Origin of the sequence: Amycolatopsis sp. NPDC052450, assembly GCF_044547565.1 — a bacterium.
GTDB lineage: Bacteria > Actinomycetota > Actinomycetes > Mycobacteriales > Pseudonocardiaceae > Amycolatopsis.
Window position 1 is genome coordinate 66,678 of sequence record NZ_JBIUAQ010000005.1, and the last position, 16,554, is coordinate 83,231.

Annotated in this window: 14 protein-coding genes; 2 read left to right on the top strand and 12 right to left on the bottom strand. The window is 69.7% G+C overall.

Annotated features, from left to right (window positions below):
• Window position 1: 1 nt before the first annotated feature.
• The 4 genes from xylB to glmS form a co-directional block, all read right to left on the bottom strand.
• A complete protein-coding gene (xylB, locus tag ACIHAO_RS11010) occupies window positions 2-1,429 on the bottom strand; it encodes a xylulokinase (RefSeq protein ID WP_396556770.1) in 1,428 nt (475 codons plus the stop codon).
• Complete coding sequence (locus tag ACIHAO_RS11015; RefSeq protein ID WP_396556772.1) at window positions 1,419-2,234, bottom strand: DeoR/GlpR family DNA-binding transcription regulator; 816 nt, start codon at window positions 2,232-2,234, stop codon at window positions 1,419-1,421. Before ACIHAO_RS11015 ends, xylB begins: the two co-directional genes overlap by 11 nt.
• Before the next feature lie 234 nt (window positions 2,235-2,468).
• Complete coding sequence (locus tag ACIHAO_RS11020; RefSeq protein WP_396556774.1) at window positions 2,469-3,899, bottom strand: NAD(P)H-hydrate dehydratase; 1,431 nt, start codon at window positions 3,897-3,899, stop codon at window positions 2,469-2,471.
• Between the two features lie 14 nt (window positions 3,900-3,913).
• Complete coding sequence (glmS, locus tag ACIHAO_RS11025; RefSeq protein ID WP_396556776.1) at window positions 3,914-5,776, bottom strand: glutamine--fructose-6-phosphate transaminase (isomerizing); 1,863 nt, start codon at window positions 5,774-5,776, stop codon at window positions 3,914-3,916.
• Between the two features lie 129 nt (window positions 5,777-5,905).
• Here glmS and ACIHAO_RS11030 point away from each other — a divergent pair, with 129 nt between their 5' ends.
• A complete protein-coding gene (locus ACIHAO_RS11030) occupies window positions 5,906-6,730 on the top strand; it encodes a dienelactone hydrolase family protein (protein ID WP_396556778.1) in 825 nt (274 codons plus the stop codon).
• A gap of 226 nt (window positions 6,731-6,956) precedes the next feature.
• Here ACIHAO_RS11030 and ACIHAO_RS11035 read toward each other — a convergent pair whose 3' ends face one another.
• The 5 genes from ACIHAO_RS11035 to ACIHAO_RS11055 all read right to left on the bottom strand — a co-directional run bounded on the left by ACIHAO_RS11035 (window position 6,957) and on the right by ACIHAO_RS11055 (window position 12,395).
• On the bottom strand, window positions 6,957-7,502 hold the full coding sequence (locus ACIHAO_RS11035) for a hypothetical protein (RefSeq protein ID WP_396556780.1): 546 nt from the start codon (window positions 7,500-7,502) through the stop codon (window positions 6,957-6,959).
• A 27-nt stretch (window positions 7,503-7,529) separates the two neighbouring features.
• Complete coding sequence (locus ACIHAO_RS11040; RefSeq protein WP_396556782.1) at window positions 7,530-9,929, bottom strand: hypothetical protein; 2,400 nt, start codon at window positions 9,927-9,929, stop codon at window positions 7,530-7,532.
• The gene (locus ACIHAO_RS11045) at window positions 9,929-10,243 is read right to left on the bottom strand and encodes a hypothetical protein (protein ID WP_007031081.1); all 315 of its coding nucleotides are present in this window, start codon (window positions 10,241-10,243) and stop codon (window positions 9,929-9,931) included. The genes ACIHAO_RS11040 and ACIHAO_RS11045 overlap by 1 nt, the downstream gene beginning before the upstream one ends.
• 138 nt (window positions 10,244-10,381) lie before the next feature.
• Window positions 10,382-10,687 carry an acyl carrier protein gene (locus tag ACIHAO_RS11050; protein ID WP_396556784.1) on the bottom strand — a complete coding sequence of 102 codons (306 nt, stop codon included), beginning with the start codon at window positions 10,685-10,687 and terminating at the stop codon, window positions 10,382-10,384.
• Window positions 10,677-12,395 (bottom strand): fatty acyl-AMP ligase, encoded by a 1,719-nt coding sequence (locus tag ACIHAO_RS11055; RefSeq protein WP_396557174.1) that lies wholly within the window; start codon window positions 12,393-12,395, stop codon window positions 10,677-10,679. The genes ACIHAO_RS11050 and ACIHAO_RS11055 overlap by 11 nt, the downstream gene beginning before the upstream one ends.
• 15 nt (window positions 12,396-12,410) lie before the next feature.
• Between ACIHAO_RS11055 and ACIHAO_RS11060 the strand changes: the two genes are divergently transcribed.
• Window positions 12,411-13,343, top strand: a complete 933-nt coding sequence (locus tag ACIHAO_RS11060) for a cytochrome P450 (RefSeq protein ID WP_396556786.1) — start codon at window positions 12,411-12,413, stop codon at window positions 13,341-13,343.
• Between the two features lie 4 nt (window positions 13,344-13,347).
• Here ACIHAO_RS11060 and ACIHAO_RS11065 read toward each other — a convergent pair whose 3' ends face one another.
• From ACIHAO_RS11065 to ACIHAO_RS11075, 3 genes are read right to left on the bottom strand one after another with little or no spacing between them, the layout of a single operon-like run.
• A complete protein-coding gene (locus ACIHAO_RS11065) occupies window positions 13,348-13,827 on the bottom strand; it encodes a hypothetical protein (protein ID WP_396556788.1) in 480 nt (159 codons plus the stop codon).
• Between the two features lie 18 nt (window positions 13,828-13,845).
• Window positions 13,846-16,236: a hypothetical protein gene (locus tag ACIHAO_RS11070; protein WP_396556790.1), complete on the bottom strand. Its 2,391-nt coding sequence runs from the start codon at window positions 16,234-16,236 to the stop codon at window positions 13,846-13,848.
• The gene (locus ACIHAO_RS11075; RefSeq protein ID WP_233620412.1) at window positions 16,236-16,550 is read right to left on the bottom strand and encodes a type VII secretion target; all 315 of its coding nucleotides are present in this window, start codon (window positions 16,548-16,550) and stop codon (window positions 16,236-16,238) included. Before ACIHAO_RS11075 ends, ACIHAO_RS11070 begins: the two co-directional genes overlap by 1 nt.
• Window positions 16,551-16,554 lie beyond the last annotated feature (4 nt).

The following is a 16,554-nucleotide window of genomic DNA, read 5'->3' on the forward strand; positions in this document are numbered from 1 at the left end:
TTCAGTCCTCTTTCGGTTTCGCGGAAATGCCGTGCCCGAGTTCGCGGGCTTCGAGATGCCGTCGCCGGATCCGGCGCCCCTCGGCGCTGTCCGCCTCGGTCGGCTCGAGTGGGGTGTAGCCGTGCTGTTCCTGCCAGCGGGGAGGTTCCGTGCTGGAAGCGAGGGCCCAGGCCGCCTGCCGCGCGGCACCGACCGCGACGTACTCGGCGACTTCGGGGATGACGACGGGCACGCCGAACACGATCGGCGCGACCGCGCGGACGGCGGCCGACTGCGCGCCGCCACCGATCAGGAGGACGCGGCGGACTTCGAGCCCCTGCTCGCGCAGGGCGTCGAGACCGGCGGCCAGGCCGCACAGCATGCCTTCGACGGCGGCGCGGGCGAGGTTCTCGGGCGTCATGTTCGCGCGGGTCAGGCCGAAGAGCGTGCCGTTGGCGTCCGGGAGGTTCGGCGTCCGCTCGCCATCGAGGTACGGCAGGAAGGTGAGGCCGCCGGCACCGGGTGCGGCCGCGAGCGCCAGTTTGTCGAACTCGGCGAGTTCGACGCCGAGCATCGCGGAAGTGGCGGTCAGTACGCGGGCGGCGTTGAGAGTGCAGGCCAGCGGAAGGAAGCGGCCGGTGGCGTCGGCGAATCCCGCGACGATGCCGGAGGGGTCGGCGCTCGCGGTTTCGGAGACGCCGAAGACGGTGCCGCTGGTGCCCAGCGAGACCACGACGTCGCCGGGGGCAAGTTCGAGACCGAGCGCGGCGGCCATGTTGTCGCCGGTGCCCGCCGAGACCAGGATCCCGTCCGGGGTGTGGCCAGCGGCTTCCGCGGGGCCGATGACCTTGGGCAGTTCGGGCGTGCGGCCACCGAAGGCGTGCGCGAGGAGATCCTTGCGGTATTCGCCGGTGGCGGGCGAGAAGTAGCCGGTGCCGGAGGCGTCACCGCGGTCGGTGACCGGCTCGGCGCCGTCGCCCAGGAGCCGCCAGGTCAGCCAGTCGTGCGGGAGCAGGACGCGGGCGACGCGATCCGCCAGTTCGGGCTCGTTCTCCGCCATCCAACGCAGCTTCGTGACGGTGAAACTGGCGACCGGCAGCGAGCCGACGGACTTCGCCCAGTTCTCGGGACCGAGTTCGACTCCGAGGTCCTCGGCCGCCTTTGCGGACCGGGTGTCGTTCCACAGCAACGCGGGCCGCACGACCTCACCGGCCTCGTCGAGGGTGACCATGCCGTGCTGCTGGCCGCCGATGCCGATGGCACCGACGCCGTCGAGCAGGCCGTCCGTGGCCTCGCGGAACGCGTCCCACCACACGGCGGGGGCGACCTCGGTGCCGTCGGGATGCGAGGCGCGGCCGGTGCGGACGATCTCGCCGGTGTTCGCGTCGCAGACGACGACCTTCGTCGACTGGGTCGACGAGTCGATTCCGGCGACCAGCTCAGAACTCATATTCCGGGCCCTCCGGTGCGCATTCGACCTGCTCGATGGCGGTTCCCGCGGTCAGCGCCGCCTCGATCTCCTCGGTCGGCGCCTCTTCGTCGGTGATCAGGAGGTCGTAGTCGCCGATGTCGCCGTACGCGTAGGTGGCGGTGCGGCCGAACTTGGAGTTGTCGACGACCAGGACACTCCGGTCCGCGGTGCGCAATGCGGACTTCTTGAGCTCGGCGTAGTCCTGGACCGGGTGGAACAGGCGGCCGACCGCGACCGCGGCGGCCGAGACGAACGCGATGTCGGCGTGCGTGCGGTCGAGGAACCCGATGACGTCCGGGCCGGCGCACGAGTCGAACTCGTGGTGGTAGCGGCCGCCCGCCAGCACGACCTCGACACTCTTGGCCGGGCCGAGGATGCGGGCGGCTTCGAGCGAGTTGGTGATGACGGTGAGGTCTTCGATCCGGCCGAGGCGGCGGACCAGCGGGAAAAGCGTCGTCGAGTCGTCGACGAAGACAGTCTGGCCGGAGTGGACATGCGCCGCGGCGGCCTCGCCCAGCGCGTCCTTCGTGGCCTGGTTGAAGGTGTCGCGGAAGCGTGCCGCCGACTCCATGGTTGTCGCGGGGTATGCCTCGACCTTGCCGCGGAGTTTGCGGAGGAGCCGGCGCTCGGCGAGGTCGTCGAGGTCGCGGTGCATCGTCATCAGGCTGACGCCGAAGCGGGTGGTGAGGTCGTCGATGCGGACCTCGCCGGTGGCGATGACGTGATCGAGGATCTCCTGGCGTCGCTGCTCGACGGCGGCATCCGAAGGCCTGGTCTTAGACATGGGCGACACCGTTCACGACCCGGACCTTCGCGGTCTCGGCGGGGTAGGTGTCGGCGCTCACACCTGCTTCTTACCAGATTATTCGCCCGGAGTTAACACGTAACTCGATAACTCCCGTATTTTTCTCACCTTGCCCTCTGGCCCCCTCGTGTCGCCTTTAGCCCCCTAAGTGCGCTCTGAGGGCACCCGCCCGCAGAGCGCGATTAGGGGGCTAAAGTCGCGTCGGCGCCCTGGTCAGGGGGCGAGGGACCGGATGGCGTCCGGGACCGCGGCGAGGATGCCGGACGCCGAGGTGGGGGCGCCGTCGGCGGCCAGCGAACCGGCGAGCGAGTGGACGTGCGCGGCGGCCCCGGCCGCGAGCCACGGGTCGAGCCCGGCGGCGAGCAGCGCGCCGACCAGACCGGACAGCACGTCCCCCGAGCCGGCCGTCGCGAGCCACGATCCCCGCGGCGTGTTCACCAGCGCGCGCCCGTCCGGCGCCGCGACCACCGTGCAGTGCCCCTTCAAGAGCACGACCGCGTCGTACTTCCGCGCGGCCGAACGCGCCGCCGCGACCCGGTCGGCCTCCGGCGGCGAACCCATCAGCCGCTCGAACTCGCCCGCGTGCGGGGTCAGCACGAGCGGCGTGTCGGGATCGCGCGCGTCGAGGACGTCGGGCGAACGCGCGATGATCGTCGTCGCGTCGGCGTCCGCGCACACCGGCACGCCGCGGCCGAGCACGAACCGCAGCACGTCCCGGCCCTCATGCCCGGTGCCGATCCCCGGGCCGACCACCCACGCCTGCACCCGGCCCGCGTCGGTCACCGAACCCGTCGCGATGACCTCGGGCCAATGGCCACGCACCACGTCGGCGGCATGACCGGCGTACCGCACCAGCCCGGACGTCGCCCGCACCGCCGCACCGGCCGCGAGCACGGCCGCCCCCGGATACGTCGCCGAACCGGCGGCCACCCCGACCACGCCCTGGCTGTACTTGTCATCACTCGGACCGGGCATCGGCCACGCGGCGGCGACGTCCGCCGTGTCGAGTCGCTGCAGGTCGGGCTCGCTGAGCCGCAGTCCGATGTCCACCAGCGACACCTCGCCACAGGACGCGGGCGCGAGGGCGTGTACCGGTTTGAGCGCGCCGAAGGTGACCGTCCGGTCGGCCACGACCGCCGGACCGTCGACGGCGCCGGTGTCCGGATCGACCCCGCTCGGCAGATCCACGGCCAGCACCGGCGAACTCACGTGCTCCAGCAGCGCGGCGGCGTCCGGCCGTAACGGCCCCCGCGCCGAAATGCCGACGATCCCATCGATGACGAGGTCCGCCCGGTTGATCCACTGTGGACCGTCCTCAAGGGACACGATCTTGCCACCGGATCGCTTCAAAGCGGCCAAACCCGGGCCGTGCGCGCGTTCAGGCTTCAGCAGGATCGCCGAGACGGCCACATTGCGGCGACGCAGGAACGCACCCGCCCACAAGGCGTCACCGCCGTTGTTGCCCGATCCGACGAGCAGCGTCACCCGCCGCCCGGACACCGAACCCGTGTGCTCGGCCAGCATTTCGGCGGCGTGCACCGCGAGACCGAAAGCCGCACGCCGCATGAGCTCGCCGTCGGGAGTGACGGCGAGCAACCGGTCCTCCGCCGCGCGAATCCGTTTCGTGGTCCAGATTCCCTGCACGACGCCTCCGGTCTCTATTCGACGGTGACCGACTTCGCCAGGTTACGCGGCTTGTCCACGTCGTACCCCCGCGTGCGGGCGATCTCGGCGGCCAGCACCTGCAGCGGCACCGTGGAAACCAGCGGCTGCAGCAAGGTCGGGACGGCCGGGATCTCGATCAGTTCGTCGGCGAACGGGCGGACGGTCTCGTCGCCCTCCTCCGCGATCACGATCGTGCGAGCACCGCGCGCCTGGATCTCGCTGATGTTCGACACCAGCTTCGAGTGCAGCACCGCGCGCCCCTTCGGCGACGGCATCACCACGACGACGGGCAGGCCTTCTTCGATCAGCGCGATCGGGCCGTGCTTGAGCTCGCCCGCGGCGAAACCCTCGGCGTGCATGTACGCCAGTTCCTTGAGCTTCAGCGCGCCTTCGAGAGCGACCGGGAAACCGACGTGACGGCCGAGGAACAGCACTGCCTTCGAGTCGGCGATCCGGCGGCCGAGGTCGCGGACCTGGTCCACAGTGGACAGGACCTTCTGCACCGCGGCGGGCATGGCCTCGAGTTCGGCGAACTCGCGGGCGACCTCGTCCGGGTACTTGGTGCCGCGGGCCTGCGCGAGCGCCAGGCCGACCAGGTAGTTGGCCGCGATCTGCGCCAGGAACGCCTTGGTAGAGGCGACGCCGATCTCCGGACCGGCGTGCGTGTAGAGGACGGCGTCGGACTCACGCGGGATCTGCGCGCCGTTGGTGTTGCAGACGGCCAGGACGCGGGCCTTCTGCTCGCGCGCGTGGCGGACGGCTTCGAGGGTGTCCGCGGTTTCGCCCGACTGGGAGACGGCGACGACCAGCGTCGCGCGGTCCAGCACCGGGTCGCGGTAGCGGAACTCGCTGGCCAGTTCGACCTCGACCGGGAGGCGGCACCAGTGCTCGATGGCGTACTTGGCGACGAGGCCCGAGTGGTACGCGGAACCGCAGGCGACGACGAAGACCTTGTCGACGTCACGCAGGTCCTGGTCGGAGATGCGCTGCTCGTCGAGGATGATCCGGCCGCCGTCGAAGTGACCGCGCAGCGTGTTCGCCAGCGCTTCCGGCTGCTCCTCGATCTCCTTGAGCATGAAGTACTCGTGGCCGCCCTTTTCCGCGGCCGACAGGTCCCAGTCGACGGTGAACGGCTTGGCCTGGGCGGCGTCACCGTGGAAGTCGGTGACCTCGTAACCCTCGCGGGTGATCACGACGAGCTGGTCCTGGCCGAGCTCGACCGCCTCGCGGGTGTGCTCGATGAACGCGGCGACGTCTGAAGCGACGAAGTGCTCCCCCTCGCCGACGCCGACGACCAGCGGCGACGAACGGCGGGCGGCGACGACGGTGTCCGGCTGGTCGGCGATGGTCACGACCAGGGTGAACGCGCCCTCGAGACGACGGCAGACCGCGGCGACGCTGGCCGGGAAGTCGCCCTTCGTGTCGCCCTCGGTGTAGGCGCGGGAGATCAGGTGCGCGGCGGTCTCGGAGTCGGTGTCGCTCGCCATCTCGACGCCGTCGGCCTCGAGCTCGGAGCGCAGGGCGGCGAAGTTCTCGATGATGCCGTTGTGCACGACGGCGACGCGCTGGGAAGCGTCGCGGTGCGGGTGCGAGTTGCGGTCGACCGGGGCGCCGTGGGTGGCCCAGCGGGTGTGACCCATCCCGGCGGTGCCGGTGAAGGTGTCCCTGCCGACCGTGTCGAGCTGGGTCTCCAGGTTGGCCAATCGTCCCGCCTTGCGCTCGACGTTCAGCGCTCCCGCGCCGTCGAGGACGGCGACGCCTGCCGAGTCATAGCCGCGGTACTCCATCCGGCGAAGCCCGCCGATGACGACGTCCAGAGCCGGGCGGTGTCCGACGTATCCCACGATTCCACACACGGCCACCAGCCTAACGACGGAAATCCGGCCCCTTCGCCCGGGCGCCCACGCGTCGCCTTTAGCGGGCTAAACGCGATGCGCGGGGCGGCGCGCGGGCCGGACGGGGGTGCGGGCAGTAAGGTCACGAGCATGGCCAGCAAGCCCAAGCAGCTGCTCGCGGAGCTGTCCCACCCAGGTCCGCACGAGGTTCTGCGCGGCAACCTCGCCCTGGTCGGGCTCCCCGGTGTCGTGTTCACGCCCCGTTCCGGGCTCGGTCTGCCCGCGATCGCGTTCGGGCACGGCTGGTTGCAGCCGACCGGGAGCTACCGGCACCTGCTCCGGCACCTCGCGAGCTGGGGCATCGTCGCGGCGGCCCCGGCCACCCAGCGCGGGCCACTGCCTTCGCACCGGCTGCTGGCCGGCGACCTCCTCACCACGCTCGACTTGATCACGACGGTCCGACTCGGGCCGGACGGCATCAGCGTCGACCCGGCGAAGCTCGGCTTGGCGGGGCACTCGACGGGCGGCGGTTCGGCGGTGCTCGCCGCCGCGCAGGCCGCCGAGAACGACGGGCGGCCCGAGATCCGCGCCGTCGCGACCATCACCCCCGCGCAGACACTGCCGCCCGCGAGCGTGTCGGCCCGGTCGGTGACCGCGCCCGGCCTGCACCTCGCGGCGGGCGAAGACCTGGTCGCGCCGCCGGTCGGGCACGCCGAGGCCATCGCGGACGCGTGGGGTGGGCCGGTGCAGCTGCGGACGCTCGGGAAGTCGTCGCACCTCGGTGTCACCGAGGGCAGGCACTGGAGCCAGCTGCTGCTGCACGGGAAGCCGCATCGCGGGACCCAGCAGCTGACGAGGGCGCTGTTCACCGCGTTCTTCCTCACCCACCTGACGGGGACGACGAAGTACCAGCCCCTGCTGGACGCCGACGTCAAACGCGCCCCGATCGAAGCCCAGGACGAACCCGCCGCCTGACCGCTCCGGAGCGCGTTTAGCCCCCTAAACGCGATCCCGCCCCGGACGCGTGCACCGGCCTACGCGTCGCGTTTAGCCCGCTAAAGGCGACACGTCCCGAGCGAGAGCACCCGCGGCACCGGATCGCGTTTAGCCCGCTAAAGGCGACGCGGAGCCGCGGGGCGAAGTGGGCGAAAAGAATGGGCCCGGCTCTGGCGAGCCGGGCCCTGAAGTGCGATGAAGCCGATCAGTCGACCATCCACGAGTTGTTCGAGAAGTCGTCGTCGTCGAATCCCTTGTCGTCGCGCGCGTGCCGACCTCGACGCCGCGCGGGCGCCCCAGGCGCTTCCGGCGGCGCGGCACTCGGTGCGGGCGCCGGCGTCGGCGCCGCGGGAGGGACGTCCACCGTCGCCGGGATCCCGGGCACCCCTGGCGCGACCGGAGGAGGCGGCGGAGGCAGCGGCGCCGGACGCGGAGCGTCGGGCCGCGCGCCGAACTCGGCGAACCGGGCGTCCGGCTTGTCGTCGTCCTCGATGTCGAAGCCGATCGTGTGGCTGCGGTCGGCGGTCGTCTTGCCGGTCAGCCAGCCACCCGCCTCCTTGCTCCGCTTCCCCAGCTCCTGCATGTGGGCGGCGTACTTGTCGTGGACGGCGGCGTCCTTCTGCATGGTTTCCATCGCCTGGGCCTTGGCATCGGCGAGATGCCGTTCCCGCAGCCCGCGCTGCTCCAACTGCTCCGTGATGGCGGCGTCCTGCCTGGACATGGCGGCCGCCAGCCGGTCAACAGCGCTCATCGGTCCTCCCTCGTTCCCGGCTACCGATCATCGCTCGTAACTGATCGAACGGTCGCCACCATCGTCGTCGAGCGAGCCGCTGATCCGGCCGCCCGCGCCACTGGTCTCGAAAATGCCACCCTCGACGCGGTACTGGCTCGACCCGCGTTGCGTGTCACCCCCGCCACCGCCGGCCGCGCCGCCCATGGCACCCATTCCACCCATCATGCCGCCCATTCCGGCGGGCGAGCTTCCGGCACCCGCACCGGCGGCCGCGGGCGCCGGGTCCATCCCGCCGGGAGCCACGCCGAGACCGGCGTCGGCCCCGGCAGGCTGCGCGCCGCCCCCGGTCTGAATGCCCGCTTCGAGGGAACCGGCTTCGTTCAGCGAAGCCGCCGCACCGCCGTCGATGGCGCCGCCGAGCGCGCCTTCGAAGCTGCCGCCGCCTCCGCCGCCACTGGCGGCAGGCACGGTGCCGTCGCCACCAGCACCCGAAGCGGCACCACCGGTCTCCGCGGAGCCCGCGGCAGTCCCTTCCGCACCAACACTGACCTCGACGCCGCCCGGAGCGCTGAAGCCACCACCGGGAGGCGCGATGCCATCGGCCGGGGCGGGCATCGCCTGGACGTCTTCGACCTTGCCGGGCTGCGGGTTGCCGGGATTCCGGTCGTCGAGACCGTTCTTGAGGTCATCGGTCTCGAGGACGTCGCCGGGCTTGAGTTCCTTCTTCTCACCCTTTTCGTCGAGGGTGTAGGTGGTCGGCTCGCCCTTGCCGTCGTCGACGGTCACCACGGTCGGACCGTTCGGGCCGTCAGGCTGCTCGGCGGTGATCTTGAGGTTGCCGTCCTGGATGTGGATCTTGCCGTCCGGGCCGGGCCGGTAGACGCCGTCGGCGCCGGGCTCGCCTTCCTTGACCGCGCCCTTCGGTCCGAAGTCGCCGTCCTTGCCCTCTTCGCCGGGCTTGGCGTCCTTGCCCTCTTCGCCCTTCGGGTCGTCGAAGTCGAGCTTGTAGTCCTTCTCGTTGCCCTTGCCGTCGTCGACCTTGATGTCCATTTTGCCGTCTTTATCCGGCTCGGTCATCTCGATCTTGTTGTCGCCCTTTTGGACGGTCATGGTGTCCTGACCGTCGATGCCGTCCTTGATCGCCTCACCCGTCGCCGGGTCGATCGGGTACGGCTTGCCGGTCTCGGGGTCCAGTTCGAGCGGCTTGCCGGTCACCGGGTTCGTGCCCTCGGCGGGTTTGTCCTCCGGCTTCGGCGCCTCGGGGACCGTCGCGGCGGGCGGCGTGCTGGCACCGCCCCCGCTGCCGCTGCCACCGCCGCTCCCGCTTCCACTTCCGCCGCCGTTGCCCCCGCCGTTTCCGCCACCATTGCCGCCGTTGTCATTGCCCTTGCCCTTGCCGTCGTCGGCGGGCGGCTTCTCGGCCCCTGGCGCGGGGAACGGGTTCGTGTAGTCCTCCATGAACCGCGAAAGCTCGTGATACTGCGTGTTGATCGTGTCGGTCGCGTTCTTGCAGAGCTTCTTGAAGTTCTCGTACCGCTCGCCGAATTCGGTGGCGAACGAACCCTTCAGCCACTGTTTCGCGGCGCCGATCGCGTATTCCTTGTTCCCGTCGTTCAGGTCGCAGTCATCGTGACGGAGCCGTTCGGCGAGGTTGTTGCCAGGACACGCGGCATCGAGCCAGTACGCGACGTCCATGAGCTTTTCTTTGGAATCGACCTTGCCGTTCGCGATATCGACAACCTGCTTCGCGATGTACAAAGGTGCCGTGGCGACCTTGTCGACGCGGAGCTTCAGCGTTTCATCGACCTTCAGCTTGAGCGCGCTGTAGATCTTGTCGATGGTCGACGGCACCAGTTTGATGACACCGTCCATCTGCGCGACGAGTTCTTGCGCGTCAGGCTGGATCCGCTGTTCGTATTTGACCTTCGCGGCCGTCGCGCCCTGCCCCTTCCAATCGTGGAAGAGCGTGGTCAGCGCCGAAGTCGCGTCCGTCCTGGTCTGCTCGACGGCCTTCTTGGCGTCGCCGAGATCCTCGACCTCGTCGAACATCTTCTGGAAATTGATCTCGCGGTTCTCGTGGAACCGGTCCCAGATGTCGGTCTTGTAATTGATGTCGGACGGCTTGTCCGGCATCTTGTTCCAGACCTGGTCGCACCATTCGGAAAAGAAGTCCAGCGCCGGGTTCCCGAGGTCGAGCACCTGGTCGGATTTGGTCGTGGAACCACCCGCGGCCGGGCGGGCCAAGGAGTCGAGGTCCTTGTCCGCCTTTTCGGCGGCGGCCTTCTGCTTCTTGTCTCCGGCCGCGTTCGCGTCACGCTCGGCGACGGCCTTTTTGTACGCTTCTTCCTGGTTCGCGAAGGGGTTCAGCAAAGCATCCTTGGTGCCCTGCGTGATGTACGGGTCGTTCAGGATTTCCTTGACCTGGGCGGCCGTCGGTTTACTCATTACTGGGTCCCCGCCTTGTTGGCAGCCGCGGCGTTCGCCTGGTCGGATGAGGTGTAGCGGGTCGACGCGGTACTGACCCCTCCGGCGAGCTGGGTGAGCTGGCCCGCGTAGCCCTTCATCGCGTCGGAAATGGCGAGGATCCCGGTGGCGTAGCCCTTTTGGTAGTCCTTGTGCACCCGGCCGAAGTCCGCAGGTTGAACCTGGGTCGGCCCCACCTTCCCTGCCTCGGACGTCGTGTTCTCAGCTGCGCGCTCCAACGACGTCGACGCCGTGAGCATCGCCTCTGAATCGGCTTTGTAGCCCCCGTCCGGCATGACCGGTGCCCCCTTCGTCCCGCTGTATCCGCCTCGTTGTCCTACCTACGACGCACGCCGGTGGCCTCAGGTGCCGTCGCATATGCACACAGAATGTACCCACCGGTCATCGAGACCGCAGGAACATTCACACCTTTGCTAACTCAAACGATTTCGGCGCAAGAAGCCTGGTAGGCCGCGTTTTCGCGGTTTCGCGCCCGCTTCGATGGCCTCGGCGAGAACGGTCGCCGCACCCCGGATGTCGACAAGGCGATCCAGCTCGTCGAGGTCGAGGTCGATGCCGAACTCCACCTCGACCGTCGCGAGGAGCCGGACGCGACGCCGCGAGTCGACGCCCATCTCGGCGAAGGGCGTGTTCTCGTCGATGGTGTCCGGATCGACGTCGAAGGTCTCGCAGACGAGGGCCTTGATCTCGTCGACGTACTCGCTCGCGTCAGCTGCCATGGGGGAATTCTGTCCCATCCGGCGTCCAGTACCGCGTTCTGGCCGCGGAACGCGCGACCTTGCCGCTGGATGTTCGCGGCAGGCCGCCGGGTTTCACCAGGAAGAAGGCCCGGAGACGCACGTCGTGCCGCTCGGCGACGGCGCGGGTGGCGGCCCGTGCGATCTCGGATTCGTCGAAGTCGGGGGCCTTCCGCGCACGCTCGGCGACCACGACGACGCCCTCGCCTTCGTCGCCGTCGACCGAGAACGCGGCGACCCGCTCCGGCCCGAGAACGGGGTGGGCGGCGGCCACGGTCTCTTCGATGTCGTGCGGGCTGTGGTTGCGGCCGTCGATGATGATCAGATCCTTCAGGCGGCCGGTCACGGAGAGCCTGCCGTTCCGGATCGCGCCGAGGTCGCCGGTGCGGAGCCAGCCGCCTTCCCCGTCGAGTTCGGCGTCGAACACCTCGGCGGTCAGCTCAGGACGCCGCCAGTACCCGGCCGCCACGTTGGGCCCCTTGACCCAGATCTCCCCCGTCCCGCCCAGGTCGACTTTAGCGGGCAAAACGCGATCCGACGGGGCGACGACGCGGACCCGTTGGCCCCGTGGCCAGCCGATCTCGACGACCTCGCGGCCGTCCACTTCGGTCACCACCGGGCCGCTGGAATCGCCGCTGGCGACGTAGACCGTCGCCTCGGCCAACCCGTAGGACGGCCGGAACGCGCCTCTCGGGAAGCCGTGGGGCTCGTACGCCGCGAGGAAATCCCGGACGGTCGCCGCGCGGACCGGTTCGCTGCCGCTGAGCGCGATCGCCACGGTCGAGAGGTCGTACTCGGCGCGCTTCGCCTCGGGCACGGCCTCGGTCACCAGGTCGTACGCGAAGTTCGGGGCCGCGGTGAGCGTGTTCGGGTACGCCGACATCAGCAGCAGCCAGCGCTCCGGGCGCCGGATGAACTCCAGCGGCGCGATGAACACCGTCCGGCCGCCGGCGTGCATCGTCCCCGCGAGCAGTTGCGCCAGCCCCATGTCGTGGAAGAAAGGGATCCAGCCGACGCACGTGGTGCGCTCGTCGACGTCGTAGGCGTCGCAGATCTGCCGGCAAGCGGCCGACAACGCCCGATGTGTGATGACCACGCCGGCGGGTGATCGCGTCGTGCCGGAGGTGTACTGCAAGTAGGCGGGGTCTTCGGGGCTGACCGGCGACGGCAGGGATCGGTCCACCGGATCCAGCGGCAAGGTGTCAACGGCGATGATCTCGCGTGGCGCCGGAACCGGTTCGGCCTCGGCGAACTCCGTCAGCCGTTCGACCAGCGCTTCCGACGTGAGCCAGATGTCGGCGTCGCAGTCGTTGAGGATCCCGACGAGCCGCTCGCGATGAGCGCGGACGTCCGGAGCGGACAGCGGAACCGCGACGGCGCCGGCGTACAGCGCGCCGAAGAACGCGACGACGTAAGAGAGGTCCTGCCGCGCCGTGATCGCGACGCGGTCTCCCGGCTGGATCAGCTCGCGCAGCTTCGCCGCGACAGCTCGGACGTGGACGAGGAGCTCGGCCCAGGTCAGCGTGTCCTCGACGGGTTCGTACCGGTTCGAGCAATCGAGGTGCGTGTACGCCGGACGCTCGACCTCGGCGCGCTCGAGCAGACGGTGCACGAGCGGGGTCCGCAACACTTCGTCGGGCACTTCTGATGACGGTTTCGAGGGCACTGGCACATCCTCCGGCCGCGGCATGGGCATCATACGAGCGTGGACGACTTCTTCGTGCTGGACGATCCGGCGGACCGCGTCAAGGCGCTGCGTGACCGCGAGCTCAGCTCGAACCCGGGTGGCGCCGCCGCCGAGACCCCGAACCTCCTGCTGATGGACGGCGCGGACCACCGGCGGCTGCGCGCCGTCGTCAAGGAGGTCATCGTCCTGGTGGAGCCCCTGCCGGACGCCGTGCTCGCCGACCTCCGGATCGCGATTAGGGGGCTAAAGTCGCTCCCGCGGTTCGATCTGGTGGCCGATTTCGCCAGGCCGGTGGCGGCCAGGGTGACGGAGGCGATGCTCGGCACGGTCGAGCCACTCGGCGAGAAGCTGCTGACGAACCTCTCGGAGACCGCCGCGAACCTGGACGTCTGGTCGGGCGAGCCGGCCGGGGCCGACACCGCCGCGCTCAGGGTCGCGATGTTCTTCCTCAAGGCGACGGCCGTCGAAGGCGGCGGGCTGGCGCTGCTCCGTGAAGCGCACGAAGCAGGCCGGATCACCGAAGACGAGCTGATGATCACGCCCGTGATGCTCGCCCACGCGGCGTACGAGAACTCCATGAACTTCCTCGCCCTCGCCGGCCTCGAACTCCTACGCCGCCCAGACATCCTCGACGACGTACGCGGCCTGATCCACGAAATCGCCCCGACCCGCTTCGCCGCCCGCCGCGTGATCGCGCCGTTCACCTTGGCGGGCAAGGACTTCGCCGCCGGGGACAAACTGGCCATCCCGCTGGGCCCCGACGCGGAGCTCGCGTTCGGCCTCGGACGGCACACCTGTCCCGGCTCGCGAGTCGCGGTCACCGAGGGCGAAGTGGCGCTTCGCGCCCTTGCCGAGATCCTGACTCCCGACCATGTCGCCGAAGACGTGCGATACAAGACGCACGCCGTCTTCCACGGTGTCGAGCGGGCCATCGTCGCGTTGCGGGCCTGAGCGCTCAGGTCGCCAGCCAGTCGGTGTCGGCGAAATCGTCGTCGTCACCGCGTGCGGCCGCCCGCCGATGCCGCCCGGCCGGACGCTCTTCGGCGACCGGGGCCGGGGCAGGAGGCGGCGGAGAAGGAGACGGCACGGGAGGAGCGGGCCGGTACGCGATCGGCGGCTCGTCGGCCGCCCGGTACCCGGCGCGGCGCTCGTTCTCGGCCTCGTCCTCCTCGAACCCGAAGTCGCCGTCGTCCTCGACCTTTTCGCTGAGAGTCGACTCGGTCGCCCAGCCGCCCGCGGCCTCCGCTCGCTTCTTCTGCTCGAGCCGTGCCGTCAACGCCGCGCTCGTCTCCTGCTTGAGCTTGTCGCCGGCGGCCCGGGTCTCCTCGATCGCCTTGGTCGCCCGGTTGTCGACCAGGTACATCCGGTCGCCGTTCTCGCGCTCCAACCCGGCCAGCTTGTGCCGGAGTCTGGCGAGATCCTCCTCAGGATTCACTGATCCCTCCCCTGACCGCTAGCGGAAACCGATGACGCCGTCGTCGTCGAGCGAGCCGCTGATCCGGCTGCCCGTCGTCGTCGCGGTGTCGAACAGGCCGCCGTCGACCCGGTATCCGCTGGACGTGCGCTGCTGGTCTTCGCCGGACCCTTGTCCGCCTCCGGCCGCGCCGCCGCCCATCATGCCCATGCCGCCCATCATCCCCGCACCGGCCGCGGCCGGATCCTGGGCGCCCCCGCCAGGGGCGGAACCGAGTCCGGACGGCGCCGACGGACCGGACGCGCCGCCGCCGGATCCGGCCGGATCCGACGTGTCGCCGAGACCGTTGTCCCCACCGGCGAACGGGTCGTTCAACGACTGCGCCGTCGTCGATTCGGAGCCATCGTCCGCGGCCACCGCCACCGGTTCGGCCGGCTGACCTGGCACCGGCGCGGGCGCTCCGCCGCCGGTCCCGCCGGACGTGAAGTCGTGCGGGCGGACACCCTGTTCGGCCTGCTGACGCGCGGCCTCCTCGACCGGCCGGGCCGCGGCGGCGCCTTCCGCGGCGTGCCTTCCGGCGGGCTGCGGCGCGGCGTCCGGGCTCCGGCCGTCTTCACCCAAGGTGTACTTCGACGGCTGCCCCGATCCGTCGTCGACGGTCACCAGCGTCGGCCCGTCGGGACCGTTCGGCCGTTCCGCGGTGATCTTGAGACCGCCGTCTTCGATGTGGATCTTGCCGTCAGGGCCCGGCTGATGGACCTGCCGCGGGTCGGCCGCCTGCTCGGCGTCCGGAGCGGCCTTGCCGTCACCGAAGTCGAGGTCGTAGTCCTTGGCCTGGCCGGTGCCGTCCTGGACCGAGATGCCCATCTTCCCGTCGGCGCCGGGCTCGGCCATGGAAATCTTGCGGTCGCCCTGTTCGACCGTCACCGGCTCGGGCCGGGTGTCCTCGGTGCCGTTCTTGATCGCCTCACCCGTACGAGGGTCGATCGGATACGGCTCGCCGGTGGCCGGGTCGACGTCGAGCGGCTTGTCCGTGACCGGGTTCTTCTCCTGGCCCGGCACTTCGGGCTTCTCCGGCTGGATGTTCTCGTGATTACTCGGCGTCATGCGGCCCGCCCCGCCCCCGCCGGAAGACGGGGCACCACCAGTACCCGACGACGGACCGCCACCACCACCGGTGTCCTTGCCGCCACCGCCCTTCTCGACGGGCTTCTCGCCACCCGTCTCAGGAGTCTTGCCCAAATCCGCGAACGGGTTCTCGACCACCTGGCCGAGTGAGTCGAAGTACGCCTTCCACGCGCCGTTGATCGCGTCGCGCGTGTTCTTGCACACCAGCTGGAAATTCTCGATGTGCTTGCCGAACCAGGCGAGGAAGACGTTCTTCAGCCAGGCCACCGCCTGAGGTTTGAGTACCTCGTCGATGGTGCTCTGGTCGATGTCGCCGGCGTCGTCGTTGAACGCGTCCTTGGCTTCGATGCTCAGGAACTTGATGCAGTGGATGATGTCGTTCTGACTGCACGAGCCGTCCGCGATGCGGATGATCCGCTCGATGTCCTGCGCCGTCGCGCCGTCGATGTTGTCGGTGTACCACTTCTGCAGCCACTCGACCTTTTCGCGGCAGAACTTGCCCACCGAGGCGTTGGTCCGCAGAAGTCCGTCGCCCGCGGCTTTGAAGGCCTCGGCGACCAGACCGGTCTTGTCCGAATAGGCCTTCTGGTAGGCACGTGCCTGCTCGGCCGCGACGCCTTCCCAGGTGCCGAGCGAGTTCCCCAGCTTCCCGGAGACGTCCTGCGCCGACCCGGCGACGGCCGTGCCGACCGCGGTCAACTCGTCGGCGCTCGCCTTGAACAGGGTGAACGGGATGTTGTCCTGTTCGTGGTACAGCCGCTGGAGTTCGCCGAGGGAGACGGCCGCTCCGCCGCCCGCCAGGCTCAGCGCGCGGAGGTAGGCCGGGTGGAAGATCTCGTAGACCTTGAACCCCGACAGACCGGGGACCATGATGTCGTTCGAATTCGCGCAGCCCGGGTCGGTCTCGGTGGCGCGACCGGCGATCTCCTGGGTCTTCGCCGCGTCCGTGTTCAGTGCGTCGCGATCGCTCTGCCGCCCGGCGGCCTGGCTCGCGTCGTACTTCTCTTGCGCGGTCTTGTACGCCGCCTGGACGTCTTCGAGGTAACCGCTGTTGTCGCCGATGTCGCTTTCGGTGATCCAGTCACCGTTCATCGACTTGATGTAGTCCCGGAAGCCGTTTCGCTCGGCTTCGCTGGCGAACCCACAGCTTTCCGGGGTCTCGTCCTCGATGTAGTCGATGTAGTTGAGGGCGAGTTCGCGTTTGGTGTCGCGATCGATGTTCGGGTCGTTGAGGATCTTCTCGACTTCGGCCCGGCTGGGAATGTCGTGCCCGGTGTCGCCGCCGACGTCCGCGAGAGGCATCAGTGCTTCCTCATCTCGGCCGCGTTGGAGTCCTCATTGGACTGGTAAAGGTCCTTGGACGCCGCGAGTTTGCGGCCGAACTCGTCCGAGGCCGCGAGGTAACTGCGCGCACACTTCGCCAAGCGCTGGATGCTCGCCGAATAGCCGGTGAAGCAGTCCCCGTGCGCGGGCCCGAAACTCCCGGCGTTCAGGTTGATCTGCTCGACCGCCCCGATCGGCCCCTCACAAGCCTGCTTGGGCAGGTCCTGCAGGACCTTGGCCGCCTCGTTCAGCTGCGCCGGATCGACCTTGTGCCCGTTCCCCGTCACCGTCACCCTC

Bases quoted from the DNA above. Each gene is read 5' to 3' on its own strand.
- ACIHAO_RS11040 (WP_396556782.1), bottom strand. From the start codon at position 9,929: ATGAGTAAACCGACGGCCGCCCAGGTCAAGGAAATCCTGAACGACCCG.
- ACIHAO_RS11045 (WP_007031081.1), bottom strand. From the start codon at position 10,243: ATGCCGGACGGGGGCTACAAAGCCGATTCAGAGGCGATGCTCACGGCG.
- ACIHAO_RS11035 (WP_396556780.1), bottom strand. From the start codon at position 7,502: ATGAGCGCTGTTGACCGGCTGGCGGCCGCCATGTCCAGGCAGGACGCC.
- ACIHAO_RS11055 (WP_396557174.1), bottom strand. From the start codon at position 12,395: ATGCCGCGGCCGGAGGATGTGCCAGTGCCCTCGAAACCGTCATCAGAA.
- ACIHAO_RS11015 (WP_396556772.1), bottom strand. From the start codon at position 2,234: ATGTCTAAGACCAGGCCTTCGGATGCCGCCGTCGAGCAGCGACGCCAG.
- ACIHAO_RS11050 (WP_396556784.1), bottom strand. From the start codon at position 10,687: ATGGCAGCTGACGCGAGCGAGTACGTCGACGAGATCAAGGCCCTCGTC.
- xylB (WP_396556770.1), bottom strand. From the start codon at position 1,429: ATGAGTTCTGAGCTGGTCGCCGGAATCGACTCGTCGACCCAGTCGACG.
- ACIHAO_RS11030 (WP_396556778.1), top strand. From the start codon at position 5,906: ATGGCCAGCAAGCCCAAGCAGCTGCTCGCGGAGCTGTCCCACCCAGGT.
- ACIHAO_RS11070 (WP_396556790.1), bottom strand. From the start codon at position 16,236: ATGCCTCTCGCGGACGTCGGCGGCGACACCGGGCACGACATTCCCAGC.